The sequence below is a fragment of the Variovorax guangxiensis genome, from assembly GCF_003952165.1.
Lineage (GTDB): Bacteria > Pseudomonadota > Gammaproteobacteria > Burkholderiales > Burkholderiaceae_C > Variovorax > Variovorax guangxiensis.
On the sequence record NZ_RXFT01000014.1, the window covers coordinates 11686 to 37012 of the forward strand.

General features: G+C 68.4%; 19 protein-coding genes. 12 read left to right on the forward strand and 7 right to left on the reverse strand.

What is annotated here, in order from left to right:
* The first annotated feature begins 16 nt into the window (after nucleotides 1-16).
* The 3 genes from EJP67_RS26115 to EJP67_RS26125 all read left to right on the forward strand — a co-directional run bounded on the left by EJP67_RS26115 (nucleotide 17) and on the right by EJP67_RS26125 (nucleotide 5416).
* Complete coding sequence (locus EJP67_RS26115; protein WP_126024660.1) at nucleotides 17-3583, forward strand: hybrid sensor histidine kinase/response regulator; 3567 nt, start codon at nucleotides 17-19, stop codon at nucleotides 3581-3583.
* 20 nt (nucleotides 3584-3603) lie between these two features.
* Nucleotides 3604-4611, forward strand: a complete 1008-nt coding sequence (locus EJP67_RS26120; protein ID WP_126024792.1) for a response regulator transcription factor — start codon at nucleotides 3604-3606, stop codon at nucleotides 4609-4611.
* Nucleotides 4612-4693: 82 nt separating this feature from the next.
* Nucleotides 4694-5416, forward strand: coding sequence for a hypothetical protein (locus tag EJP67_RS26125; protein WP_240650789.1), 723 nt, complete (start codon nucleotides 4694-4696; stop codon nucleotides 5414-5416).
* A gap of 7 nt (nucleotides 5417-5423) precedes the next feature.
* On the opposite strand, the gene EJP67_RS26130 is transcribed toward EJP67_RS26125, so the two are convergent.
* Complete coding sequence (locus EJP67_RS26130; RefSeq protein WP_126024661.1) at nucleotides 5424-6344, reverse strand: LysR substrate-binding domain-containing protein; 921 nt, start codon at nucleotides 6342-6344, stop codon at nucleotides 5424-5426.
* A 140-nt stretch (nucleotides 6345-6484) separates the two neighbouring features.
* Here EJP67_RS26130 and EJP67_RS26135 point away from each other — a divergent pair, with 140 nt between their 5' ends.
* Both EJP67_RS26135 and EJP67_RS26140 read left to right on the forward strand, forming a co-directional pair.
* Complete coding sequence (locus EJP67_RS26135; RefSeq protein WP_126024794.1) at nucleotides 6485-7675, forward strand: threonine synthase; 1191 nt, start codon at nucleotides 6485-6487, stop codon at nucleotides 7673-7675.
* 17 nt (nucleotides 7676-7692) lie between these two features.
* On the forward strand, nucleotides 7693-8685 hold the full coding sequence (locus tag EJP67_RS26140) for a tripartite tricarboxylate transporter substrate-binding protein (RefSeq protein WP_126024662.1): 993 nt from the start codon (nucleotides 7693-7695) through the stop codon (nucleotides 8683-8685).
* A gap of 12 nt (nucleotides 8686-8697) precedes the next feature.
* Here the strand turns inward: EJP67_RS26140 and EJP67_RS26145 are convergent, their stop codons facing one another.
* Entirely contained in the window at nucleotides 8698-9327 is a 630-nt protein-coding gene (locus EJP67_RS26145) for a helix-turn-helix transcriptional regulator (RefSeq protein ID WP_126024663.1), read from the reverse strand.
* A gap of 106 nt (nucleotides 9328-9433) precedes the next feature.
* On the opposite strand from EJP67_RS26145, the gene EJP67_RS26150 reads away from it, so the two are divergent.
* Nucleotides 9434-10579: a threonine synthase gene (locus EJP67_RS26150; RefSeq protein WP_126024664.1), complete on the forward strand. Its 1146-nt coding sequence runs from the start codon at nucleotides 9434-9436 to the stop codon at nucleotides 10577-10579.
* A gap of 121 nt (nucleotides 10580-10700) precedes the next feature.
* Here EJP67_RS26150 and EJP67_RS26155 read toward each other — a convergent pair whose 3' ends face one another.
* The 3 genes from EJP67_RS26155 to EJP67_RS26165 all read right to left on the reverse strand — a co-directional run bounded on the left by EJP67_RS26155 (nucleotide 10701) and on the right by EJP67_RS26165 (nucleotide 14655).
* A complete protein-coding gene (locus tag EJP67_RS26155) occupies nucleotides 10701-12695 on the reverse strand; it encodes a YadA family autotransporter adhesin (RefSeq protein WP_126024665.1) in 1995 nt (664 codons plus the stop codon).
* 607 nt (nucleotides 12696-13302) lie between these two features.
* Nucleotides 13303-14289 (reverse strand): ornithine cyclodeaminase family protein, encoded by a 987-nt coding sequence (locus tag EJP67_RS26160; RefSeq protein ID WP_126024666.1) that lies wholly within the window; start codon nucleotides 14287-14289, stop codon nucleotides 13303-13305.
* A gap of 57 nt (nucleotides 14290-14346) precedes the next feature.
* Nucleotides 14347-14655 carry a hypothetical protein gene (locus tag EJP67_RS26165; protein WP_126024667.1) on the reverse strand — a complete coding sequence of 103 codons (309 nt, stop codon included), beginning with the start codon at nucleotides 14653-14655 and terminating at the stop codon, nucleotides 14347-14349.
* A 173-nt stretch (nucleotides 14656-14828) separates the two neighbouring features.
* Between EJP67_RS26165 and secA the strand changes: the two genes are divergently transcribed.
* The 6 genes from secA (at nucleotide 14829) to EJP67_RS26195 (ending at nucleotide 24337) form a co-directional block, all read left to right on the forward strand.
* Entirely contained in the window at nucleotides 14829-17615 is a 2787-nt protein-coding gene (secA, locus tag EJP67_RS26170; protein WP_126024668.1) for a preprotein translocase subunit SecA, read from the forward strand.
* 165 nt (nucleotides 17616-17780) lie between these two features.
* Nucleotides 17781-19010, forward strand: coding sequence for a bifunctional glutamate N-acetyltransferase/amino-acid acetyltransferase ArgJ (gene argJ, locus EJP67_RS26175; RefSeq protein ID WP_126024669.1), 1230 nt, complete (start codon nucleotides 17781-17783; stop codon nucleotides 19008-19010).
* Nucleotides 19007-19882: an ATP-binding protein gene (locus tag EJP67_RS26180; RefSeq protein WP_126024670.1), complete on the forward strand. Its 876-nt coding sequence runs from the start codon at nucleotides 19007-19009 to the stop codon at nucleotides 19880-19882. Before argJ ends, EJP67_RS26180 begins: the two co-directional genes overlap by 4 nt.
* The gene (locus EJP67_RS26185) at nucleotides 19879-20340 is read left to right on the forward strand and encodes an NUDIX domain-containing protein (protein WP_126024671.1); all 462 of its coding nucleotides are present in this window, start codon (nucleotides 19879-19881) and stop codon (nucleotides 20338-20340) included. Before EJP67_RS26180 ends, EJP67_RS26185 begins: the two co-directional genes overlap by 4 nt.
* Before the next feature lie 7 nt (nucleotides 20341-20347).
* Nucleotides 20348-22315: an acyltransferase family protein gene (locus tag EJP67_RS26190; protein WP_126024795.1), complete on the forward strand. Its 1968-nt coding sequence runs from the start codon at nucleotides 20348-20350 to the stop codon at nucleotides 22313-22315.
* Between the two features lie 51 nt (nucleotides 22316-22366).
* Nucleotides 22367-24337 carry an acyltransferase family protein gene (locus tag EJP67_RS26195; RefSeq protein ID WP_126024672.1) on the forward strand — a complete coding sequence of 657 codons (1971 nt, stop codon included), beginning with the start codon at nucleotides 22367-22369 and terminating at the stop codon, nucleotides 24335-24337.
* Nucleotides 24338-24355: 18 nt separating this feature from the next.
* Here the strand turns inward: EJP67_RS26195 and EJP67_RS26200 are convergent, their stop codons facing one another.
* Nucleotides 24356-24568, reverse strand: a complete 213-nt coding sequence (locus tag EJP67_RS26200; protein ID WP_126024673.1) for a DNA gyrase inhibitor YacG — start codon at nucleotides 24566-24568, stop codon at nucleotides 24356-24358.
* Nucleotides 24565-25320, reverse strand: a complete 756-nt coding sequence (gene zapD / locus EJP67_RS26205) for a cell division protein ZapD (protein ID WP_126024674.1) — start codon at nucleotides 25318-25320, stop codon at nucleotides 24565-24567. Before zapD ends, EJP67_RS26200 begins: the two co-directional genes overlap by 4 nt.
* Between the last annotated feature and the right edge of the window lie 7 nt (nucleotides 25321-25327).

Below are 25327 nucleotides of genomic sequence, written 5' to 3' on the forward strand. Positions count from 1 at the left end.
ATGGATGGCACGGAAGATGCACCGAAACGGTGTGAACCCTGAAGCCGCCCCCATCAGCTCGGACGACGCCCCGCAGCGCATCGTCAAGGTGCGGCGCGACTACAACAGCTGGGTGGCCAGCGAGACGCTGGAGGACTACGCGCTGCGCTACACGCCGCAGCGCTTCCGCAAATGGTCCGAATGGCGGGTGGCCAACACGGCGTTCGGGGCGGCGTCGTTCCTGATCCTGGAGGCGGTGGGCGCCACGCTGCTGGTGCAGTACGGCTTCGCCAATGCCTTCTGGGCGATCCTGGCGACGGGGCTCATCATCTTCCTGGCGGGCGTGCCGATCAGCGTGTACGCGGCGCGCTACGGCGTGGACATGGACCTGCTCACGCGCGGCGCCGGCTTCGGCTACATCGGCTCCACGCTCACCTCGCTGATCTACGCGAGCTTCACCTTCATCTTCTTCGCGCTGGAGGCGGCGGTGATGGCCTATGCGCTGGAGCTGGCGCTGGGCATCCCTCCGGTCTGGGGCTACCTGGTGTGCGCGCTGGTGGTGATTCCGCTGGTCACGCACGGGGTGTCGGCCATCAGCCGGCTGCAGCTGTGGACCCAGCCGCTGTGGCTGCTGATGCTGGTGGTGCCCTTCGCGTATGTGCTTGTGCGCGATCCTGGTGCGTTCGCGGGCATCGTGCACTACAACGGCGTGCGCTCGGGCACAAAGGGCTTCGATCTGCACCTGTTTGGCGCAGCCCTCACGGTCGGTATCGCGCTCATCACCCAGATGGGTGAGCAGGCCGACTACCTGCGCTTCATGCCCGCGCGCACGGCGGCCACGGCGCGGCGCTGGTGGGCCGGGGTGCTGGCCGGCGGCCCGGGCTGGGTGGTGCTGGGTGTGCTCAAGATGCTGGGCGGCGCGCTGCTGGCCTACCTGGCGCTCACGCACATGGTGCCGGCCGACCGGGCGGTCGACCCCAACCAGATGTACCTGGCGGCCTACGAGTACGTGTTTCCGCACTACGGCTGGGCGGTGGCGGCCACGGCGCTGTTCGTGGTGATCTCGCAGCTCAAGATCAACGTGACCAACGCCTATGCGGGCTCGCTGGCCTGGAGCAACTTCTTCTCGCGCGTGGCGCACAGCCACCCGGGGCGGGTGGTGTGGGTGGTGTTCAACGCGCTCATCGCCTTCATGCTGATGGAGATGAACGTGTTCGAGGCGCTGGGCGACGTGTTGGGCCTGTTCGCCAACATCGCCATCGCCTGGATGATGGCGGTGGTGGCCGACCTGGTCATCAACAAGCCGCTGGGCCTGTCGCCGCCGGGCATCGAGTTCAAGCGCGCGCACCTGTGGGACATCAACCCGGTGGGCGTGGGCGCGATGGCGCTGGCCTCGGGGCTGTCGATCACCGCGCACCTGGGCGTGTTCGGGCCGCTGGCGCAGGCTTTTTCGGCGCTGATCGCGCTGGGCACCGCGCTGGTGGCCTCGCCGCTACTGGCCTGGGCGACCGGCGGCAAGTACTACCTGGCGCGTGGCGTGCCGTCATCCGGGGCCGGCGCGGTGCGCTGGGCCAGGGTCGAGCACGAGGGCAGCTACCAGCGCCTGAAGGTGCAGCACTGCGTGATCTGCGAGCGCGAGTACGAGGGGCCGGACATGGCTCACTGCCCCGCCTACCAGGGCCCGATCTGCTCGCTGTGTTGCACGCTGGACGCGCGCTGCGGCGACCTGTGCAAGCCGCACGCGAGCCTGTCGTCGCAGTGGTCGGCGGTGCTGCGCTGGCTGCTGCCGCGGCGCAGCTGGCGCTACCTCGACACGGGGCTGGGGCACTTCCTGCTGCTGATGCTGGTGATCGTGCCGCTGCTGGCGGTGGTGTTCGGCGTGCTCTACCAGCAGGAGCTGCGCGCTTTTGCCGAAGGCGCGCTGGAGCTGGCTTCCGAATCGGAAGTGACGGCCGCGCTGGCGGGGCTGCAGAAGCTGTCGCTGCGCTCGGGCTTCCTGAAGGCGTACATGGCATTGCTGGTCATCGCGGGCATCGTCGCGTGGTGGCTGGTGCTGGCGCACCAGAGCCGCAAGGTGGCGCAGGAGGAATCGAACCGCCAGACTCACCTGCTGATGCGCGAGATCGAACTGCATCGCGAGACCGACCGCGCGCTGCAGGCTGCCAAGCAGGCTGCCGACGAGGCGCGCGAGATCGCAGAGCAGGCCAAGCGGGCCGCCGACCAGGCCAACCAGGCCAAGAGCCGCTACATCAGCGCCATCAGCCACGAGCTGCGTACGCCGCTCAACAGCATCCTGGGCTACGCGCAGCTCATGGGTGAAGACCACTCGGTGCCGCCACACCGGCAACAGGCGGTGGCGGTCATCAAGCGCGGCGGGGAGCACCTGCTCTCGCTCATCGAGGGCACGCTGGCCATCGCGCACATCGAGGCCGGCAAGCTCACGCTGCACGCGCGGCCGATGCGCTTCGCCGACACGCTGCGCGAGCTGGCCGACATGTTCGAGCTGCAGGCGGCCGAGAAGGGCCTGCAGTTCCGCTTCGAGGCAGCGGGGCAGCTGCCCGAGGTGGTGCGCGCCGACGAGAAGCGCGTGTGCCAGATCCTCATCAACCTGCTGGGCAACGCGATCAAGTTCACGGCCGCGGGGCAGGTCACGCTGCGGCTGGCCTATGCGCGCGAGTTCGCCTCCATCGAGATCGAGGACACGGGCCCGGGCATGCCGGCCGGGGACATCGAGCGCATCTTCGAACCCTTCGCGCGAGGCAACGCCACGGGCAGGGCCGCCGCGCCGGGGGCGGGGCTGGGGCTCACCATCGCCAAGATGCTCACCGACCTGATGGGCGGCGAGATGAAGGTGAGCAGCACGCCGGGCGTGGGGTCGCTGTTCTGCGTGCGCCTGTTCCTGCCGCGCGTGCATGACGCGGCGGCCGGCGCGGGACGCGCGCTGCCCGTTCCGCGCGCGCGGCGCGGCTACGAGGGGCCACGCCGGCGCCTGCTGGTGGTCGACAACGAAGAGGCCGACCGCGACCTGCTCGGCCATCTGCTCGCGCCGCTGGGTTTCGAGCTGCGCAGCGCGGCCAGCGGGCACGACGCGCTCGACCTGGTGGCGGCCGGATACCGGCCCGACGCGATGTTCGTCGACCTCGCGATGCCCGGCATCGACGGCTGGGAGACCATCCGCCGCGCGCGCAAGCTGGGCCTGACCGAGGCTGCCGTGGCCATCGTCTCGGCCAACGCCTTCGACAAGGGGCTGGACAACGACGTGGGCATCGCGCCGGAAGATTTCTTCGTCAAGCCCGTTCGCCACACCGAGCTGCTCGACTGGCTCGAACGCCGGCTCGGCCTGCGCTGGACCGAGACCGCCGCGAAGCCCGCCGCCGTCGCCGCGCCGCGCGCGATGTTGGCGCCTTCGCTGGCCCGCCTGCGCGCGCTGGAGGAGGCCGTCGGCCTGGGCTACTTCCGGGGCATCATGAACCAGCTCGACGACATCGACGCCGCGCAGCCCGAGTGCGCGGCATGGACCGAAGCGCAGCGCACGCTCGCCCGCCAGTTCCAGTTCGAAGTCATGAGCCGCGCGCTGGCCGAGGCCGTCGAAAGCGCAGCATGACCACGAAGCCATCCGCAGCCATGGAAACCTCATCGCTCGCCAGGACCCTGCGCGAACAGCAGGGCGCCAACAGCGACCTCGTGCTGATCGTCGACGACGTGCCCGACAACCTCGCGGTGCTGCACGATGCGCTCGACGAATCGGGCTACACCGTGCTCATCGCCACCAACGGCGAACAGGCCCTGCAGCGCGCGGTGCAGGCCAAGCCCGACATCGTGCTGCTCGACGCGATGATGCCGGGCATCGACGGCTTCGAGGTCGCGCGGCGGCTCAAGGCCGATGCCGCGACGGCGCACATTCCCATCGTGTTCATGACGGGGCTGACCGAGACGGAGCACCTGGTGGCCGCGCTGGAGGCGGGCGGCGTCGACTACGTCACCAAGCCCATCAAGCCGAAGGAAGTGCTGGCGCGCATGAACGTGCACCTGCAGGGCGCGCGCCGCGCGAGGCAGGACGCGCGGCAGGCCGGCCAGGCGCGCAACGCGCTCGACGCCTTCGGCTACGCCAGCATCACGGTGCGCCTGCCCGAAGGCAAGCTCATCTGGCAGACGGCGCTCGCGCGCGACCTGCTGCTGCGCTACTGCGACACGCGCGCGCCCGAGACGCCGCCGGCGGTGCTCGAATGGCTGCGCAGCCACACGCCCGATGCGCGCGAGCGCGGCATCGAGCCGCCGGCGCTGTCGATCGTGCAGGGGGCCGGCAGCCTCACGCTGCGGCTGCACCAGCAGACCGGCGGCGACGACGACGGCGACGAGTGGATGATCATCATGCGCGAGGTGTCCGACACCGCCGTCATCGAGGCCATGAGCCTGAGCCTCAAGCTCACGGCGCGCGAGGCCGAGGTGCTGTACTGGGTGGTCAAGGGCAAGACCAACAAGGACATCGGCGAGATCCTCGGCAGCAGCCCCGCCACGGCCAAGAAGCACCTGGAGCGGGTGTACGTGAAGCTGGGCGTGGAGACGCGCACCGCGGCGGCGGGCGTAGCCATCAAGCGCATTCGCGAGCTGCAGCCCCAGTTCGAGATCTGAAGGGTACTCACCGCGTGGTGCCGTGTCATGGCGCCTGCTTTCCGCGTCCCTAGAATGGTTCGAGGCCCCCGGGACGCGAGCGATGAAGAACACCAGCCACAGCAGAACAACGACCCGACCGCCATCGCGCGGCTGGATGCTCGCGGCCTCCTGTCTTGGAGCGGGGCTGCTCGCAGCTCCCGTTGCACAGGCGGCGGGGCATTTCGATGTGGACGACGCCAGCACGCTCGACCCGGGCCAGTGCCAGTACGAGACCTGGTGGGGCCGCACCGGCGTCGAGCCCGTCACGGGCTTCCACTTCGGGCCGGCCTGCCGCGTCGGGCCTGTGGAACTGGGCCTGAACCTCGACCGAACCTCGGTGGGCGGCGTCCATTCGGTCACCGGCGGGCCGCAGCTCAAGTGGAATTTCTACGGACAGGCGGCCGACGCACCTTTCAGCGCAGCCGTGTCGATGGGCGCTGTGTTCGACTTCAAGCGCGGCGGCCGCGCGGGCGGGCAGTTCGTCGTTCCCGTCACCTGGCGGCCGCTGGACAGCCTGCAGATCCACGCGAACGTCGGCGCCGACTGGGCGACCGGAACCGGGGCGCGCACGCCGCGCGGCGGCGTCGGCGTGGAGTGGGCTCTGAACGACACGGTGTCGCTCATCGCCGAGCGCAACCGCGCCTCGAACGCCTGGACATCGCGCGTGGGCGGGCGCTTCAGCATCACGCCGCTGATCAGCGTGGACGTGAGCGCATCGCGCACCGGGCCGCAGGGTGTGCGCGGCTTCGTGATCGGGCTGAACCACGAGTTCAGCTGGAAGTGAGCCGGCCCTAGCGCAGGTGGCGCTGGATGCGCTTCTCGTCTTCCGCCAGCTGCTGGCGCATGAGCGAAATGAAGTCGCGCGCGGTGGCCGAGAGCACCTTGCCCGCCGGCAGCGCCAGCAGGCAGGTGAAGTACACGTCGACCGAGAATTTGCGCACCACCAGCCCGCGCTCCGCGTAGTCGAGCGCGGTGATCGGGTTGACCAGCCCCACGCCCAGGCCGCGCAGCGCCATCTCGCACACGCTGGCCGCGTAGGGCGTCTGCACCAGCACGCGCAGCGCCACGCCGTGCGGCGCCAGCGCAGCCTCGAGCCGCTGGTGCGAGGGGTCTTCGGGGTTGAGCGAGAGAAACGGCGCCTCTGCGAGCTGCTCGGGCTTGATGGTCTTGAAGCGGGCCAGCGCGTGGTTGGGCGGCATCACCACCACGCCGGGAAAGCGCGAGAAGGTGGAGTGGTCGATGCCTTCGAGCGAGAGCTCGTCGGCCATCAGCCCGAAGTCGGAGATGCCCATGGCCACGCGGTCGCGCACGTCCTTCGAGCTCAGCACCTGCAGCGACACCTGCGGCCAGGGGCTCGCGCCGCGGTGCGCCTTCAGCCGCGCCAGCGCGCGCGGCATGAAGCCCAGGCCGTAGGCCGGAAAGCAGCTGAGCTCGAGCTGGCTCACGCCGAAGTCGCGCAGGCTGCGCACCCGGTGCTCGATGGCGTCCATGCCGATGAAGACCCGCTCCACCTCCACCCACAGCGCGCGCGCCTCGGGCGTGGGCACCAGCCGCCCGCCGATGCGCTGGAACAGCAGCATGCCGGCCTGGGTCTCCAGGCGCTTGAGCGACTGGCTGATGGCGGGCTGCGTCACGTGCAGCAGCGCGGCGGCCTTGCGCGTGGAACTGCTGCGCATGAGTGCCCGGAACGTTTCGATTTCGCCGAATCGCATCGATAAGTTCTGTTATCGGTTGAGTATCTGAGGCTGCGTAATTTTATTTCCGATTGCATAAGATTTAGTCACAACTTCATCAAGCGCAGACCCCCGTGACGACATCGCCCGTTCTGGATTTCAAGTTCGCCGCTCCCCCGATGGATCCGCTGAGCCATCCTTCGTCCCCGGGCCATCTCCCCGGGCTGGTCCGCGACCGCACGCCCAAGCCCGTGCGCAACCCGAACCTGCGCGGCCTGCAGTGCCTGCGCTGCGACGCGCTCTACCCGGTCACGCTGGCGCACGACGGCTGCCCGGCGTGCCGGCGCGAGGGCATCCACGTGGCGTTGCGCGCCAGCTACCTGCCTGACAGTGCCGAGCTGATGCCCATGCCCTACACCTCCAGCTTCGCGCTGGGCGAGGGGCAGACGCCGCTGCAGGACATGCCCGGGCTGGCGCAGCAGTTCGGCGTGTCGCGCCTGTCGATCAAGGACGAGTCGTGCAACCCCACCGGCTCGCACAAGGACCGCATGACCGCGGTCGGCGTGGCGCAGGCGCTCGACTTCGACGCCCACACGCTGGTGCTGGCCTCTTCCGGCAACGCGGCCGTCTCGGCGGCGCACTACGCATGGGCCGCGGGCCTGGGCTGCGAGGTCGCGACCTACGAGGGCATGCCGGCCACCTACGCGCGGCAGCTCGACGCGCTGGGCGCGCGGCGCTACGTGTTCTCCGACAACGCCGGCCGCTGGGCCTTCGTGCGCGAGCGCTCGCAGCACCCCGGCTATTTCGCGCTCACCAACTACCGCCTTCCCGCGCTGGGCAGCGCGCCGCTGGCGATCGAGGGCTACAAGCCGATCGCGCTGGAGTGCGTGAACGAGGGCGGCCTGCCCGACCACGTCGTGATCCCCACGGCGCGCGGCGACCTCGCGTGGGGCATCTACGCGGGCTTTCGCGACCTGCTGGCAGCCGGGCGCATCGCGCGCCTGCCGAAGCTCTGGCTGGTGGAGCCGTTCCCGCGCCTTGCCCGCGTGTTCGCGGGTGGCGCCATCAACGGCAGCTACCCGGGCCACACGGCGCAGTTCTCCACCGCGGGTGCCACCGTCACCTACCTGCAGTGGCAGGCAGCCACCGCCACCGGCGGCGGCGCCGTGGTGGTGAACGACGACGAAGCCCGAGCCGCACGCCGCGTGCTCACCGCGGCCGGCGTGAGCGCCGAACTGTGCGCCGCGGGCGGCCTTGCCGCGCTGCGCCAACTGCGAGAAAGCAACTCCATCGCTGCGGACGCGCACGTGGTGCTGATGCTGACGGCCAACGCGACCGGCGATCCGAGCTGGCCCGACCGCCCGGTTTAACTTTCCAGGAATCCAACATGCCGACGATGAATCGCCGGGCCTTCGCGGCCTCCGGCTCTGCAGCCCTGCTCGCCTCTTTTGTCAGCCCCGCGTGGGCTGCCTACCCCGACAAGCCGGTGAAGCTCGTCGTGCCGTGGGCGGCCGGCGGCAGCACCGACGCCATTGCCCGCGCCATGGCGCAGCGCATGAGCCAGACCATCGGCAGCCCGGTGATCGTGGACAACCGGCCCGGCGCCGCCGGCATGATCGGCACCGACGCCGTGGCCAAGGCCGCGCCCGACGGCTACACGCTTGCCATCGTCGAGCTCCCGCACGCCATCGCGCCAGCGGTGACGGCGAAGCTGCCCTACGACCTGCTGCGCGACTTCACGCCGGTGACCATGATCGGCACCTCGCCGCTGGTGTTCTTCGCGGGCATGGGCGACGACAGCAAGGACTTCAAGACCTTCCTGAAGACCGCTGCGGCTGCCGCCGCCAAGGGCTCGCCGCCTGCCATCGCGCACAGCGGCGCGGGCACGGTGAGCCACCTCGCGGGAGAGCTGCTCGCGAGCCGCACGAAGATCCCGTTCAACATGGTTCCGTATCGCGGTTCGGCGCCTGCGCTCACCGACGTGGCGGCGGGCACGGTGGCGGGGCATTTCGCGACGTTGGCCAGCGGCTCCAGCCTGCTGGGCGCCAACCGCATCCGGCCGCTGCTGGTGACGAGCACGCAGCGGGTGAACCTGCCCGGCCTGCAGAACGTGCCGGCGCTCGCCGAGAACGGCCTCAGGGGCCTGGAGATCGACCAGTGGTGGGCCCTGGTGGCGCCGGCCACCACGCCGCTGGACGTGATCGAGAAGCTGCGCCGCGAGGCCGTCGCCGCGCTGGAGCATCCGTCGGTGAAGGAGCGGCTGTCGGTGCTCGGCGTGCAGATGAAGGGATCGACGCCGGCCGAGCTGCGCGCCTTCCTGCGCTCGGAGGCGGAGCGCTGGCAGAAGGCCGCGCACGAGATCGGGCTGCAGCCGCAGTAAGCCCCGGCAGGGCTACTTCGCGTCGCTGTAGACGGTGGCGCGCGACACGCCCATGTGCGCCGCCGCGATCTCGGCGCCGCGGCGGACTTCGAGCATGCCGGCCTTCTTCAGCTCCTGCACCAGCTGCTTGCGGTCGGCCGGCTTCAGCGAGCGCGGCGTGGTCGCGCGCGCGGCGGCGAACTCGTCGATGCGCGCGTGGATGCGGTCCGAATGGCTGCCGCCGCCGGCTTCGAGGTGCTCGTGCACTTCCCTGTCGTCGATGCGCGTGAACTGCGAGATCGCGCCCTGGAAGCTCTGGAACAGCGTCAGGTCGACGTTCAGGCACAGCGCGGCTACGTACTCGCCGCTCTCGTCCTTGATGCCGATGGAGGTGCTCTTGACCTTGCGCCCGTCGGGAAAGGTGTTGGCGTAGTTCGCGATCACCGCCGGGAACTCCGGGTCGCGGATGCGCGCCAGGCCCAGTTCGGTGACCGAATCGCCGACGTCTCGGCCGCTCAGGCCGTTCTCGATCGCGTGGATCGCGTTCCTGGGGTTGCTCAGGTCGTGCACCACCACCTCGCAGAAGGGCGCGAAGGTCTGGCCCAGGCCCTCGGCGATGTTGCTGAGCATGTCGAGCAGCTGCTTGTTCGGCTTCTTCTTCATACCGGGGAATGTATCCAGCTCTGGACGAACAATCTGATTTATACAAAAAGTATAGTATTGGATGTATTATCCAGTTCTGTTCAGATTGTTGATGCAGGAGCCACGAATGACAGAACGCGCACGCTACGTCGATCCCCGCACCGGCCGGCGCCACGAGCTGTCCGAACGCCGCTGGCGCTCGGACGACGGCAACCCGATGCTGGTCACGCCGCTGCCGGGCATCGGGCGCGACGACATCGATTCGCGTACGCGCTCGCTGTGGCGTTACCGCGCGGCGCTGCCCGTGGCCATCGACAGGCCCGCGAGCATGGGCGAAGGCTGCACGCCGCTCGTGCAGAAGCGCTGGGGCGACTTCGAGCCGCACTTCAAGCTGGAGTGGTTCAACCCGACCTGCAGCTTCAAGGACCGTGGCGCGGCGGTGATGATGTCCTTCCTGCGCCAGATCGGCGTCGATGCGGTGCTGGAAGACAGCTCGGGCAACGGCGGCGCGGCCATCGCCGCCGCGGGCGCCGCGGCCGGCATGCGCGTGAAGGTGCTCGCGCCGAGCTACACGCCCGCGCCGAAGGTGGCGCAGATCCGCGCCTTCGGCGCCGAGGTGCAACTGGTGCCGGGGCCGCGCGAGGAGTCGGAACACGAGGCGGTGCGGCAGTCGGAATCGATCTTCTACGCGAGCCACAACTGGCATCCGTTCTTCCTGCAGGGCACGAAGACGCTGGCCTACGAGCTGTGGGAAGACCTGGGCTTCGTGGCGCCGGACAACGTCGTGATTCCGACCGGCGCGGGCAGCAACGTGCTCGGCTGCTGGATCGGCTTCAAGGAGCTGCTGGCGGCGGGGCAGATCAGGAGGCTGCCGCGCATCTTCGTTGCGCAGCCGCTGAACTGTTCGCCGATCGACGCGAGCTTCACCGCTGGCGTCGACACGCTCGTGGAGCGCGCCGTGCAGCCGACCATCGCCGAGGGCACGGCGATCAAGCGGCCGGTGCGGCTGGCGGAAATCATGCAGGCCCTGCGCGAGACGAACGGCAGGACCGTGGCGCTGACCGAGGAGCAGATCGCGGCGGCGGTGCGCCGGCTCGCGGCCTGCGGCCTTTACGCGGAGCCGACTTCCGCATCGGCCGCCGCGGCCATCGACGTGCTGGCGCAGCGCGGCGATATCAGGAGCACCGAGACGACCGTGGCGCTGCTGACTGGCACCGGGCTGAAGTCGACGCAGTTCATGACCGGGCTCTTCGCGGACGCGGCCGCCGCATAGCGGGCCTGCTCAACAAAAAATGGCCCCCACGCCGCGCGGCATGGGGGCCATCCTCTTGCTTGCCGATTCGTTGCCGGCTCGCTCCCTGATCGGCTCTATTTCCCCTGAGCCCTTATTTCCCTTATCTCCACTTCCAGCCCACGCCGGCGTTCACGCCCCATTCCTTGCCGTTGGTCGAAATGCCCGCGCCCCACGACATCCCTCCGTCGCCGGCAAGCGCCTTGAAGGTCAGCGCCACGGCGCTGTAGCCCTTGTAGCTGCCCACCCCGACGCCCACGGTCTTCTCGCCCGGGGCGAGTGTGGGCAGGTAGGTGCCCGACATGGCCATGGCCATCGCCGTGCCCGTGTAGGCGATGCGCGCCACGTCGGCGACCTGGCTGCGCACCTGGTTGAGCTGGTTCACGTTGACAGCATCCATGGGTTGCACGCCCGGCGCAACGTTGGAGATGCGCGTGCCTCCCGGCGCCTGGCCGTTGCCCAGCACGATCTGGCTGTAGTCGACGGAGCCATCGGCGCGGGTCGTGTATTGCGCACTGCTGGCCCGGGAGGCGGCTTCGGATGCCTTGAGCTGCGCCACGTTCGCCGCGTCGCTGTCCGCCGTGCCGGCCGCCACGCCGGTGATCTGGCGGAAGCGGCCGCTGGCTGCGTCGCCGACCGAAGCGGCTGCCTGTGTGCTGGCGGTGGCCTTGACGGCGGCCTGTTGCTGCGCCGATGTGTTGCGAGGCACGTATCCGGCCACGCCGGCAGCGGTGGCGGCCACCGAGCCGGCGCCCAGCGCCACGCCCTCGCTCTGCTGCACCACCGCGCCGAAGCCGATGGCGGTGCCCTTGGCGATCCGCGGCGACTGGCTCAGCGACGTTCCACCGGCATCGGCGTTGTCGCCGAGAGCGGTGCCGCCTCCGCCTGCGCGCGAACTCGCGCCGATGGCCTGCGAGCCCGTGGCCAGCGCGCCGGTGCCGATGGCGATCGCGTTCGCGCCTGTCGCGAGAGCGTAGGAGCCCACGGCCAACGCGTTGTTGGCTGCTGCCTTGGCGCCTGTGCCGGCCGCAAGGGAGCTGGAACCGCTGGCCTCCGATTGCGGGCCGATCGCAACGGAACTGTCGCCGCTGGCCATCGAGTCGCCCGCCGTCGACTTGGTGTGGAAGTACTTGGTACCCGTGTTGTAGATGGTGCTGACCGACGTGCTCAGGCTGCGAAGGTTGCCGTTGGCGGTGGACAGGCCGGTGGAGAGGCTTCCGATGCTTGCCGCGGTGGACGTGGACAGGCTGGCGAGGGCGCCATTGGCCGTATTGAGGCCGGTCGACAGGCTGCCGATGCCGGCGGCGGTGGAGGTGGACAGGCTGGCGATGGTTCCGTTGGCCGTGTCCAGGCTGGTGGACAGCGAAGCGGTGGCGGTCGAGAGCTGGCTGACGTTGACTGCGTCGGTCGCAGAGCCGCCGGCGGCGACATTGGTGAGCCTGCGCTCACTGCCGCCGCTGCCCACCGACACCTCGCCGGCCGGCGTCGCAGCTGTGACCGCGGTTCCCGCGGCCGGTGTGTAGGCGGGCGCACCCTGCAGGTTTGCCAGCGAGTCGGCGGTGGTGCTGCCGGCGCCGATGGCGGCGGAGTTGTCGTACTTCGCGGAGGCGCCGCTGCCAAGGGCCACGGCACCCTGGCCGGCTGCACTGGACGCCGCGCCGATCGCGGCCGAGTTCAGCCCCTGTGCCTGTGCGTCGTAGCCGAAGGCGGCGCTCCCGGTTCCCGAGGCGTTGCTCGAGAGCCCGGCCGCGGTGGCCCATTTGCCGGCGGTGCTGGAGAACCCGATGGCGGTGGCCCCGTCGCCCGTGCCCTGCGAGTAGCTGCCGTACACCGTCACGCCGTCCAGGTTGTTGCCGCTCGAGTTGCAGCCGGTGATGTTGGACCAGGGACCGGTCCCGTCGACCGGCATGCTGTTCGTTCCGGTGACGGTCACTCGGCCGATGGTTGCCGTGCTCGAGCTGTTGCAGTTGGCCGGAGCGTAGGTCGATGCACTTGCTGTGAGCGGCGAGAGCTGGAGCCCGCTCGCGAGAACTGCGGTCACGGCTGACAGCCTGAAGCCGATGTGGCCGCGGCGGGTGTTTCTGTAGGAATTGCTCATGGATTTTTCTTTGAAATCGATCTTCTGAAAAAGAAATGCGGATTCGATGCGCGTGACGAGACGGCCTGATTCCCTTGCCGGGATCGGGCGTCGTTCGGTTCGCGGGGGCGAAAGATGGATTTCCCAACTTCGGGAAATCGGCCTTGCCAATGGCTGCGCGCGGGCGCGGTTCAGGCAGGCAAGTGGCGGTGCGCGAGCTAGCCGCAGGGCTCGGGTGAAATCATTCCAACCTCTCTGTGTTTATTCGACGATGAAAGTCGCGCAGAGGTGCGTTGCAAGCTCCGCCAAGACTTCGAGGTTGCGGAATGTATCGACTGGAAATTGGCTCGGACAATGACCATTGATGTCAATTAATGGCATTCCTCCGGGATTGAATTATTTCCGGATTGCGACTTTTGTTTTTTGGGCGAGAAGAAGTCCGCGATTTCGATTTTTCTCTTCAGAAGAATCTCACGGCCAAAACAGTCATGCGGCGCATTGATGACGAAAAATGCCGGTAGGGAGTCGGCGCCCAAGGGCCGAAATGTTCCTCCGTCCGCAACAAAAAATCACGCTTTTCAGATGGGAGGCAAGCGGCGTGGCATTGCGCCCTGCCTTTCGAGCAGCGCTACCAGGGCCAGGCGATGCGCGTGCCTGTTCGGGTCTCGGCAGCGCGCGCATGAAGAAGGCGTGCGACGGTGAGGTCCTGCAGCGCGAGGCCCGTCATGTCGAAGACGGTGATGTCTTTCGGGGCGCGCCCGAAGGCGGCCTTGCCGCTGAGCAGGTCGCCCAACTCCATGCATTCGGTGTCGGGCGCCCATTGCGTTTCGCCGATCTGCCGGACCTGCGTGCGGTCGTCGACGAACAGGCGCGCGCGTGCCAGCAGGCCTTCCGGCAGCTCCCGCTTGCCGCGGGTGTCGGCGCCTACGCAGTTCAGGTGCGTGCCGGGCTGCACGGCATCGAGATCGAACAGCGCGCCGCCGCCCGGCGTGGCGGTGATCACGATGTCGCTGCCGGCCACGGCGGCGTTGCGGTTCGTGGCTGGTGCAATGTCGCAGCGGCCGGCGAAGTGCGCTTCGAAGGCGGCATTGCGCTCGCCGCTCGCAGTTATATAGAGAGCCTCGCGCAGCGAGGGGATGAGCCGAAGCGCGAAGTCGAGCTGGATCCGCGCTTGTACGCCGGTGCCGAAGATGCACAGCCGCTCACTGTCGGGCCGTGCGAGCAGCTGCAGGCCCAGCCCGCCGGCCGCGCCGGTGCGCGCGGTGGTCACCGTGTTGCCGTCGATGACGCACAGCGGCCGCCCTGTCGCCGGGTCGATCAGCATGATGGTGGCCTGATGGGGCTCGCCGCCGCGCTGCCGGTTGGCCGGCCAGAAGCCGGCGGCCTTGAAGCCGAGCAGCCCCTGGGCCTGCACGTCGCCGGACTTGATGCCGAACACGCCGCCGGTGCCGAGAGGTTCGCGCACCACCGGGAACACGCGGCCCTCGCGTTCGCTGTGCAACATGAAGGCTTCGCGCACGGCCCCGAGCACTTCATCGGGGGAGAGGAGGGCGTCGACCTGGTTCTTGTCGAGAAGCAGGAGTTGGGCGTCGGCGGCCGCGGCGAAGAATGTCATCTGGAAATATTATCTATTTCCAGACAAAAAATCAAAACGACCGGCAGGCCGAGGCGGTCAGCGCCCCGTGTGCACCTTGATCCGTATCGTCGCCACGTCCCAGCCCCGGTTCTTGAGCCGGGTCACGAGCATCGGCGAGAGCTGGCGCAGCTTGGCTGCCGCGGCGCTGCCCTTGACCAGCAGACACCAGACGTCGCCCTCGGCCGGACCGGCCTGCACGGCCGCGCGCATGGCCGGCGGGATCAGCCCTTCCACCGCCTTGAGCCGCTCCGTGGTGTCGCGCGCGCGCGCCATTAGGCTGCCCAGCGTCGGGGCGCCTTCCGCAGCCTGCTGCAGCGAAATGGCGGGGGGAAGTCGGCGATACATCGGTAATCCAGGGGTTAGAAACAAGACAGCTAAAATGCCCGGTTTGCCGGCGATTGCGCCGGAAAAAGGCTGCTTGCTTTCATGGAAAGCGCGCCCAACTGCTTTCACCATATCTTAGGGAATCCGGTCGAAGTGCCTGCCGTATCTCATCAGGCGCCCGCCCATCTCCACCCATGGCAACCAACTTCCTGACCCAGATTTTCGGCAGTCGCAACGACCGGCTGCTCAAGCAGTATCGCAAGACGGTGGAACGCATCAATGCGCTCGAACCCGAGTTCGAGAAGCTCAGCGACGACGCACTGCGCGCCAAGACCCAGGAATTCAAGGACCGCATCGCCAAGGGCGAAACCCTCGACGCCCTGCTGCCCGAAGCCTTTGCCACGGTGCGCGAGGGTTCCAAGCGCGTCATGAAGATGCGCCACTTCGACGTCCAGCTGCTCGGCGGCATGGCGCTGCACAACGGCAAGATCTCCGAAATGCGCACCGGCGAAGGCAAGACGCTGACCGCCACGCTGCCGGTGTACCTGAACGCGCTGTCCGGCAAGGGCGTGCACGTGGTCACGGTGAACGACTACCTCGCCAACCGCGACGCGACCTGGATGGGCCGCCTCTACAACTTCCTCGGCCTGACGGTGGGCATCAACCTGCCGCAGATGCCGCGCGAGGAGAAGCAGCAGGCCTACCGCAGCGACATCACCTACGGCACGAACAACGAGTACGGCTTCGACTACCTGCGCGACAACATGGTCTACGAGCCCGGCGACCGGGTCCAGCGCGGGCTGAACTACGCGATCGTCGACGAGGTGGACTCCATCCTGATCGACGAGGCCCGCACGCCGCTGATCATCAGCGGCCAGGCCGAAGATCACACCGACCTGTATCTGGCCATCAACAAGGTGGTGCCGCTGCTCAAGAAGCAGGAAGGCGAAGCCGACCCGCGCACCGGCGAGGGCGTCACGGTGCCCGGCGACTTCACGGTCGACGAGAAGACGCACCAGGTGTTCCTCACCGAGGACGGCCACGAGAACGCCGAGCGCCTGCTGAGCGAATTCAAGCTGCTGCCCGAGGGCGCGTCGCTCTACGACCCGGCCAACATCACGCTGATGCACCACCTGAACGCGGCGCTGCGCGCCCGTCACCTCTACCACCGCGACCAGCACTACGTGGTGCAGCAGGGCGAAGTGGTGATCGTCGACGAGTTCACCGGCCGCCTGATGAGCGGGCGCCGCTGGAGCGACGGCCTGCACCAGGCCGTGGAAGCCAAGGAAGGCGTGGAGATCCAGGCCGAGAACCAGACGCTGGCCTCCATCACCTTCCAGAACTACTTCCGCCTGTATTCCAAGCTCGCCGGCATGACCGGCACGGCCGACACCGAGGCCTACGAGTTCCAGGAGATCTACGGCCTCGAGACCGTCATCATCCCGCCGAACCGCACGAGCAAGCGCGAGGACCAGCTCGACCGCGTCTACAAGACCACGCGCGAGAAGTACGAGGCGGCCATCCAGGACATCCGCGAGTGCTACGAGCGCGGCCAGCCGGTGCTGGTGGGCACCTCGTCCATCGAGAACTCCGAGATCATCGACGGCCTGCTCACCCAGGCGGGCCTGCCGCACCAGGTGCTCAACGCCAAGCAGCATGCGCGCGAGGCCGACATCGTGGCGCAGGCCGGCCGCACGAAGATGATCACCATCGCGACCAACATGGCAGGCCGCGGCACCGACATCGTGCTTGGCGGCAACATCGAGAAGATGATCGAGGCCATCGAGAACGACGAAGGCCGCGACGAGGCTGCCAGGCAGGCCGACATCGCCCACATCCGCGCCGAGTGGACCAAGGACCACGAGTTCGTGAAGTCGCTCGGGGGCCTGCGCATCATCGCCACCGAACGCCACGAGTCGCGCCGCATCGACAACCAGCTGCGCGGCCGCTCGGGCCGCCAGGGCGACCCCGGCTCCTCGCGCTTCTACCTGAGCCTGGACGATCCGCTGATGCGCATCTTCGCGGGCGACCGCGTGAAGGCGATCATGGACCGCCTGAAGATGCCCGACGGCGAGGCCATCGAGGCCGGCATCGTCACGCGCAGTATCGAGAGCGCGCAGCGCAAGGTCGAGGCGCGCAACTTCGACATCCGCAAGCAGCTGCTCGAGTACGACGACGTGTCGAACGACCAGCGCAAGGTGATCTACCAGCAGCGCAACGACATCCTCGACGCGGCCGACCTGACGGCGCAGATCGCGGCGCTGCGCGAAGGCTGCTTCACCGACCTCGTGCGCCAGTACGTGCCGGCCGAGTCGGTGGAAGAGCAATGGGACCTGGACGGCCTGGAGAAGAGCCTCTTCAACGAGTGGGGCATCGACATGCCGCTCAAGAAGGAAGTCGAGGCTTCCGAGGCCATCGCCGACGAGGACATCGTCGAGAAGGTGCTCAAGAACGCCAACGAGACCTTCGACGCCAAGGTCGCGCTGATCGGCCAGGAGAACTTCACCCAGTTCGAGCGCATGGTGCTGCTGCAGAGCATCGACACCCACTGGCGCGAACACCTGGCCTCGCTCGACTACCTGCGCCAGGGCATCCACCTGCGCGGCTACGCGCAGAAGCAGCCCAAGCAGGAATACAAGCGCGAAGCCTTCGAGCTCTTCGGCCAGTTGCTCGATTCGGTCAAGAACGAGGTCACGCGCCAGCTCATGACGGTGCGCGTGCAGTCGAGCGAGCAACTCGAACAGGCCGCCGAAGCGATGGAAAGCCGCGGCGAGAACGTCTCGAACATCACCTACTCGGCACCGACCGAGACGGGCGAAGTCGAGGTGCGCGTCGACGAGGAAAACCAGCGCCGCATCGCGGCCGCCGGGCTGGGCGCGCTCGGCGCGGAGGCTGCCGCCTTCGCCCGCGTCGGCCGCAACGACCCGTGCCCCTGCGGCAGCGGCAAGAAGTACAAGCAGTGCCACGGCAAGCTGACCTGAAGTAGACATGCTCCCCAGGCTTGCCGCACTTCGTGTGGCCGCCAACCCCCTCGCCGGGGGCGATACCGGCGGCCCGGCAAGGCCGGTTCCGCGGTATCCCTGGCGACGAAAAGTGCGTCTTGTCGGTGCCGATGAAAAATTGATACGCAAGAAGGAATAAGTGCCATGCCCGTGAACCTGTCTGCCCCTGATCCTGCCGCCTTGTTCGCGGTGCCCGGCGTTCGCATCGGCGTGGCCGAGGCGGGCGTGCGCAAGGCCAATCGCAAGGACCTGACGGTCGTGCTGATCGACGAAGGCTCGGCCGTCGGCGGCGTGTTCACGCAGAACCGCTTCTGCGCGGCGCCGGTGCAGGTCTGCCGCGAGCACCTGGCTGCTAACCACGGCATCCGGGCGATGGTCATCAACACCGGCAATGCCAATGCGGGCACCGGCGAAGACGGGCTGATGCGCACGCGCTCCACCTGCATCGCGCTGGCGCGCAAGCTGGAGATCTCGCCCGAGCAGATCCTGCCGTTCTCCACCGGCGTGATCATGGAGCCGCTGCCCGTCGACCGCATCGAGGCCGGCCTTCCCGCCGCCCTGGCCGATGCCAAGGCGGACAACTGGGCGCGCGCGGCCGAGGGCATCATGACCACCGACACGATCCCCAAGGCGTTCAGCCAGCAGGTTCAGGTCGGCGGCGCCACCGTCACCATCACCGGCATCAGCAAGGGCGCCGGCATGATCCGCCCGAACATGGCGACCATGCTGGGCTTCCTGGCGACCGACGCGAAAATCGACCCCTCGCTGATCCAGCCGCTGGCCAGGCAGCTGGCCGATGCCTCGTTCAACCGCGTGACCATCGACGGCGACACCTCGACGAACGACTCGTTCGTGGTCATCGCCACGCAGAAGGCCGCGCACGCGACCATCACCTCGCTCGACTCGGCCGAGGGCAAGGCGCTGGTGGCTGCGATGCAGAACGTGGCGCGCCAGCTGGCGCAGGCCATCGTGCGCGACGGCGAGGGGGCGACCAAGTTCATCACCGTCCAGGTCGAAGGCGGCCGCGACGCTGCCGAGTGCAAGCAGGTGGCGTACGCCGTGGCGCACTCGCCGCTGGTCAAGACGGCCTTCTACGCCAGCGACCCGAACCTGGGCCGCATCCTGGCGGCCGTGGGCTATGCGGGCATCGCCGACCTCGACCAGACCGGCATCGACCTGTTCCTCGACGACGTGCATGTGGCGGTCAAGGGCGGGCGCAATCCGTCGTACCGCGAGGAAGACGGCCAGCGCGTGATGAAGCGCAGCGAGATCACCGTGCGCATCGGCCTGGGCCGCGGCAATGCCAGCGAGACGGTGTGGACCTGCGACTTCAGCCACGAATACGTGACGATCAACGCCGATTACCGGTCATGAATGAGCAGTTCCAGAGGCTGATCGAGCGAGCCGAACAGCTCATCGGGCGCATCGAATCGATCCTTCCGCAGCCGCTGGCCGAGCCGGCCGACTGGAACGCGTCCATCGCCTGGCGCTACCGCCGCCGCAGCTCGGGCCACGGCGTGCTGGAGCCGGTGAAGCACGTGGCGGCGATGTCGCTCGATTCGCTGAAGGAAATCGACGTCCAGAAGGAAAAGATCGCGCGCAACACGCAGCAGTTCGTCGAAGGCAAGCCAGCCAACAACGTGCTGCTGACGGGCGCTCGCGGCACGGGCAAGTCGTCGCTCATTCGCGCCTGCCTGCAGACCTACGCGCCGCAAGGGCTGCGCCTGATCGAGGTGGACAAGGCCGAGCTCACCGACCTGCCCGACATCGTCGAGGTGGTGTCGCAGCGGCCCGAGAAGTTCATCGTGTTCAGCGACGACCTGAGCTTCGACGAGGGCGAGCCGGGCTACAAGGCGCTGAAGTCGATCCTCGACGGCTCGATCGCGGCGTCGACGCCCAACGTGCTGATCTACGCCACCAGCAACCGGCGCCACCTGTTGCCCGAGTACATGAAGGACAACCTCTCGTACACCCACACCGAGGACGGCGAAGTCCATCCCGGCGAGGTGATCGAGGAAAAGATCTCGCTGTCGGAGCGCTTCGGCCTCTGGGTGAGCTTCTATCCCTTCAGCCAGAACGAATACCTGACGATCGTGGGCCAGTGGCTCTCGTCGTTCGGCGTGGACGAGGCCGCCATCGCGGCGGCGCGTCCCGAGGCGCTCGTTTGGGCGCTGGAGCGCGGCTCGCGCAGCGGCCGCGTGGCCTACCAGTTCGCGCGCGACTACGCAGGGCGGAGCAAGGCGTGAGCGAACAGACCCGCAAGCACACGGAAGTCGCGGTCGGCGTGCTGATCCGCATGTCCGACGGCGCGCTGCTGCTTTCGACGCGGCCCGAGGGCAAGGCCTACGCGGGCTTCTGGGAGTTTCCCGGCGGCAAGATCGAGGCGGGCGAGACGGTCGAACAGGCGCTGCGGCGCGAGCTTCAGGAAGAGCTCGGCATCACCATCGACGGCGCTGAGGTCTGGAAGGTGACCGAGCACGACTACCCGCACGCGCTGGTGCGCCTGCACTGGTGCAAGGTCACGGCCTGGAGCGGCGAATTCGAGATGCGCGAAGGCCAGCGCATGGCCTGGCAGCAGCTGCCGCTGGACGTGGCGCCGGTGCTGCCGGGCGCGTTCCCGGTGCTGCAGTGGCTGTCGCAAGAGCGCGGCCTGCCGTTCGTGGCGCCGCCGGTGGTCGCGCCTGCCGACGCGCCGGCCAGCTGATCGCTTGATGCATCCCAAGTACCGTCCGGACATCGACGGCCTGCGGGCAATCGCCGTGGGCTCGGTACTGGTCTACCACGCGTTCCCGACGGCGCTGATGGGCGGTTTCGTCGGCGTCGACATCTTCTTCGTGATCTCGGGCTTCCTGATCACGACCATCATTCTCCAGAGCCTCGCGGCGGGCGACTTCAGCTACCGCGACTTCTATGCGCGGCGCATCCGGCGGATCTTCCCGGCGCTGATCGTGGTGCTGTTCGCCACGCTCTGCGCGGGCTGGTACCTGCTGCTGTCCGACGAGTTCGCCGAGCTCGGCAAGCAGACCGTGGGCGGCGCGGCCTTCGTCGCCAACTTCGTGTTCTGGGGCGAGTCGGGCTACTTCGACACGGCCGCCGAGACCAAGCCGCTGCTGCACCTGTGGTCGCTGGGCATCGAGGAGCAGTTCTACATCTTCTGGCCGCTGCTGCTGGGGCTCGCCTGGCGCAAGGGCTGGCCGATCGTGCGCGTGGTGCTGGCGGTGGCGGCGGTCTCGTTCGTCGTGAACGTGGCCACGGTGCATCCGCTGCCGGCGGCGTCGTTCTACTCGCCGGCTTCCCGTTTCTGGGAGCTGATGGTGGGCGGCATCCTGGCCTGCATGCGGCTGAAGCCGCCGGCGCCGAGCGCCTGGCGCAGCCATTTGCAGTCGGTGGTGGGCGTGGGGCTGATCGTGCTCGGGCTGGTGATGATCCGCAGCAACAAGGCCTTCCCGGGCTGGTGGGCGCTGCTGCCCACGCTGGGCGCCGTCAGCTGCATCGCCGCGGGGCCGAACGGCGTGCTCAACAAGTACCTGCTGTCGAACCGGGTGATGGTGTGGATCGGGCTCATCAGCTATCCGCTGTACCTGTGGCACTGGCCGCTGCTGGCCTTCGTGCGCATCGTGGAGGCCGATCCGCTGCATCCATCGCCGGTCTACCGCGCGGGCGCGATGGTGGCCGCCGTACTGCTGGCATGGGCCACGTACCGCTTCGTCGAACGCTACACGAGAAGCCGTCCCGGCACGGGGATCCTCAAGGCGCTGGGCGGCGGCATGGTGCTGATCGCCGCACTGGGCACCGCGATCTTCTTCGGCGTGCCCGGCCCCCGCAACGACAGCGACCGGCTGCAGGTCGTCGCCAACGCCACGCTGGACGCCGACTACTACGCCGGCTTCAAGCTCGACCAGATCGGCGAGCAGCTGGTCTACAAGACCGGAAACGGCCCCAAGCGCGTGCTCTTCGTGGGCGACAGCCACGTGCAGCAGTACGCGCCGCGCATCATGGAGCTGTCGCGCACGCTGTCGATGCCCGACAAGTCGGCCTGGTTCGTGACCCAGGGCGCATGCCCGGCGGTTCCGGGCGTGCAGGTCGACAAGAACATCGGATGCGCCGAGCGCCGCGACGCGATGCTGGCCTATGCGATGGGCCCGGAGGTCGACTCGGTGGTCATCGGTGGCTGCTGGAACTGCTACTTCGTCGGCCACGGGGCGCTGGAGTACTACTTCCGCGGCCCCGACAACAAGGTCCATCCGTTCCAGGGCGGCGACGGCATCGAGCGTTCGCTGGCCTCGCTGGAAGCCACGCTGCGCGAGCTGGCGCGGCACAAGAAGGTCTTCCTGCTGCTCGACAACCCCGGCGGCCCCGAGTTCACGCCCAAGCGCCTGATCGAAGGCAGCCGCCTCACGCACATGGAGGCGATGACCTCCTCGCCGACGGTGCCGCTGCCGGCCGACCAGAAGGCGCTCAACGACAGGCTGCGCGCCATCGCCGAGGCGAGCGGCGCGCAGCCCATCGATGCGATGGCTGCGCTGTGCAAGGACGGCGCCCATTGCCTGGTCACGCTGCCCGACGGCGCGCCCGCGTACAAGGACGCCGACCACCTGCGTCCGCGCTACACGCGCGAAGAGGCGAGCTACTTCGACCGGACCGTGCGCAGCGCCCCGGCGCAGCAGCCGTCGCGCTGAGCGGCCTTTCGCCAGCCGACCGACCGACAGATCGAAGAAGAGCAAGCGCCCATGCATCCCAAGTACCGCCCGGACATCGACGGCCTGCGCGCCATCGCAGTCGGCTCGGTGCTGGCGTACCACGCCTTCCCGAGCCTGCTGCCGGGCGGCTTCATCGGGGTCGACATCTTCTTCGTGATCTCGGGCTTCCTGATCACGACCATCCTTTTGCAGAGCCTGGCGGCAGGCGACTTCAGCTACCGCGACTTCTACGCGCGGCGCATCCGGCGGATCTTCCCGGCGCTGGTGCTGGTGCTGCTCGCGACGCTGGCCTTCGGCTGGTATGTGCTGCTGCCGGGCGAGTTCTCGCAGCTGGGCAAGCAGACCACGGGCGGCGCCGCCTTCTTCGCCAACCTCGTCTTCCTGGGCGAGGCCGGCTATTTCGACGCCTCGGCAGAGACCAAGCCGCTGCTGCACCTGTGGTCGCTGGGCATCGAGGAGCAGTTCTACATCTTCTGGCCGCTGATGCTGGGGCTGGCATGGCGCAGGCGCTGGCCGATGCTGCGCGTGGTGCTGGCGGTGGCCGTGATCTCGTTCCTCGTCAACGTGCTGACGGTGCAGGCGCACCGCGCGGCGGCTTTCTATTCGCCGCTGTCGCGCGCGTGGGAACTGATGGCGGGCGGGTTGCTGGCGGTCATGCAGCTGCAGTCAGTTGCACAAGGCGCCGCGAGCACCCGTGCGTGGAAGAAGCACCTGCAGTCGATCGTCGGCATCGCGCTGATCGTGCTCGGCCTCTTCATGACGCGCAGCACCAAGGCGTTTCCGGGCTGGTGGGCGCTGCTGCCGGTGCTGGGCGCGGCGAGCTGCATCGCGGCAGGGCCGGGCGGTGTGCTCAACCGGTATCTGCTGTCGAACCGGGTGATGGTGTGGATCGGCCTCATCAGCTACCCGCTGTACCTCTGGCACTGGCCGCTGCTGTCCTACGCGCGCATCGTGACCGGCGGCGAGCCGCCGCTGCAGCTGCGCATCGTGCTGGTGGCGGCGTCGGTCGTGCTGGCGTGGGCCACGTATCGCTTCCTGGAGCGCTTCGTCAAGCTGCACCTCTCGCAGGCCGTCCTGCGCGGGCTGGCGGGTGCGGGCGCGGCGCTGGCGCTGGCCGGTGTTCTTGTTTTCCTGGGCACGCCGATGCCTCGCCACGACAGCCCGGCCCTGCAGGCGGTGGCCGACGCGACCCGCGAGGACAACTACTACGACGGCTTCGAGGAGGCCGCGCTGGGCAACCAGTTCGTTTACCGCGCCGGCAACGGCAAGCACGACGTGCTGCTGATCGGCGACAGCCACGTCGAGCAGTACGCGCCGCGCGCGCTCGAGCTGGTGCGCACGCAGCCCGACAAGGCACGCACCATCTACTTCGCGACCAAGGGCTCGTGCCCGCCGGTGCCGGGCCTGTTCAGCGGCCCCGACACCGGCTGCGACGAGCGGCGCACCGCAGTGCTCGACCTGGCGCTCAAGCCCGAGATCGACTCGGTCGTGCTGGGTGCGTGCTGGAGCTGCTACTTCACCGGTGCCGGCCCGACGGTGAACTACTTCGTCGACGACCGGAAGGCCGTGCATCCGTTCATCGGCGGCGACGGCATCGATCAGTCGCTCAAGTCGCTGGGCGAGGTGCTGAAGCGGCTGTCGGCGCACAAGCCGGTCTACCTGGTGCTGGGCAATCCGGTGGGCATGGATTTCGATCCGCTGCGGCAGATCGAGGGCAGCCGCCTGGGGCGCATGACGGCGGAGTCGGGTCAGCTCAAGGCGCCGATGCCGCAGGACCAGGCGCAGTTCAACGCGCGGCTGAAGCAGGTGGCGCAGGCCAATGGCGCCAAGGTCATCGAGCCTTTCGCCAGCCTGTGCGCGGATGGCGAGTGCATCCGCAGCATGCCGGACGACGGTTCGCCAGCCTACAAGGACATCGGCCATCTTCGGCCGCGCTATGCGCGAAGCTTCGCGACGTACATCGATCCGGCGCTGCTGGATGAAGGCGCCGTCGGCAAGTAGGCGGCTTTTCCTGCCGACCTACTGGATCTTGGGATCGCCGAAAGGCTCATCGTCCGGCGGCGCTTCGGCGGGCATGCGGAATTCCTCGCTGGCCCAGGCGCCTAGGTCGATGCCTTTGCAGCGCGCGCTGCAGAAGGGCCGGTAGGCGTTGCTCGGCGCATAGACGCTCTCGCCGCCGCAGGTGGGGCAGCGCACGATGCGCTCGCCCTTGCTGTTCACCCCGGTCGTCATGCGCAAAGGGTGAGCTCGAACGGGGCGTCTTCCGAGCTCTGGTGCAGGCGGTCGTCCTTGTCGTGGCGCATCAGGCGCACCGAGACCATGAGGCGGTTGCCGCTGATTTCGGGGATCAGGCCCAGCTTGGGGTCGATGCGCAGGCGCAGCAGCTGGAAGCTGCGGCCCTGGGGCAGGTTCTGCTGGAACTGGCCGTTGACCGCGATCACCTTGTAGGGCACGTCGGCGTCGCGCAGCAGCTTGAGCAGCAGGTAGATCGACGAGGCCAGGGGCGACAGCGTGTTCGACCAGCGCTCGAGGTCGGCGCGGCGGCTGGTGGCCGGGCGGTGCTGCCAGGCGTAGTAGGCGGGCAGGTCGAATTCGCAGGTGCCGCCCGGAATGCCGGCGCGGCTGCGGATGCTCATGAGCCACTCGTTCTCGGTCAGCGCCTGGCCCGCCTTGCCGGCCACGCCGTTGAGGGTGGCGAAATTGCCTTCGAGCTGGCCGATGACCTGGTCGAGCACGGTCTCGGCGATGGCCGGATTGCCCCGGTAGCTGTTGAAGACGTTCTTGTGCTTGTCCAGGTCGCGCAGCACGTCGGCCTTGAGATCGGCGCGCGCGGCGACGTCCATGATCTCGAAGATCGTGACCAGGGCGTAGTGGTGGGACAGCGGGGATTCGGCCGGCACCAGCTCGCCGAGGCGGCGAAACAGGTGCTCTAGCCGCAGGTACGTGCGGATGCGCTCGTTGAAGGGGTACTCGTAGAGGATCACGCGTATC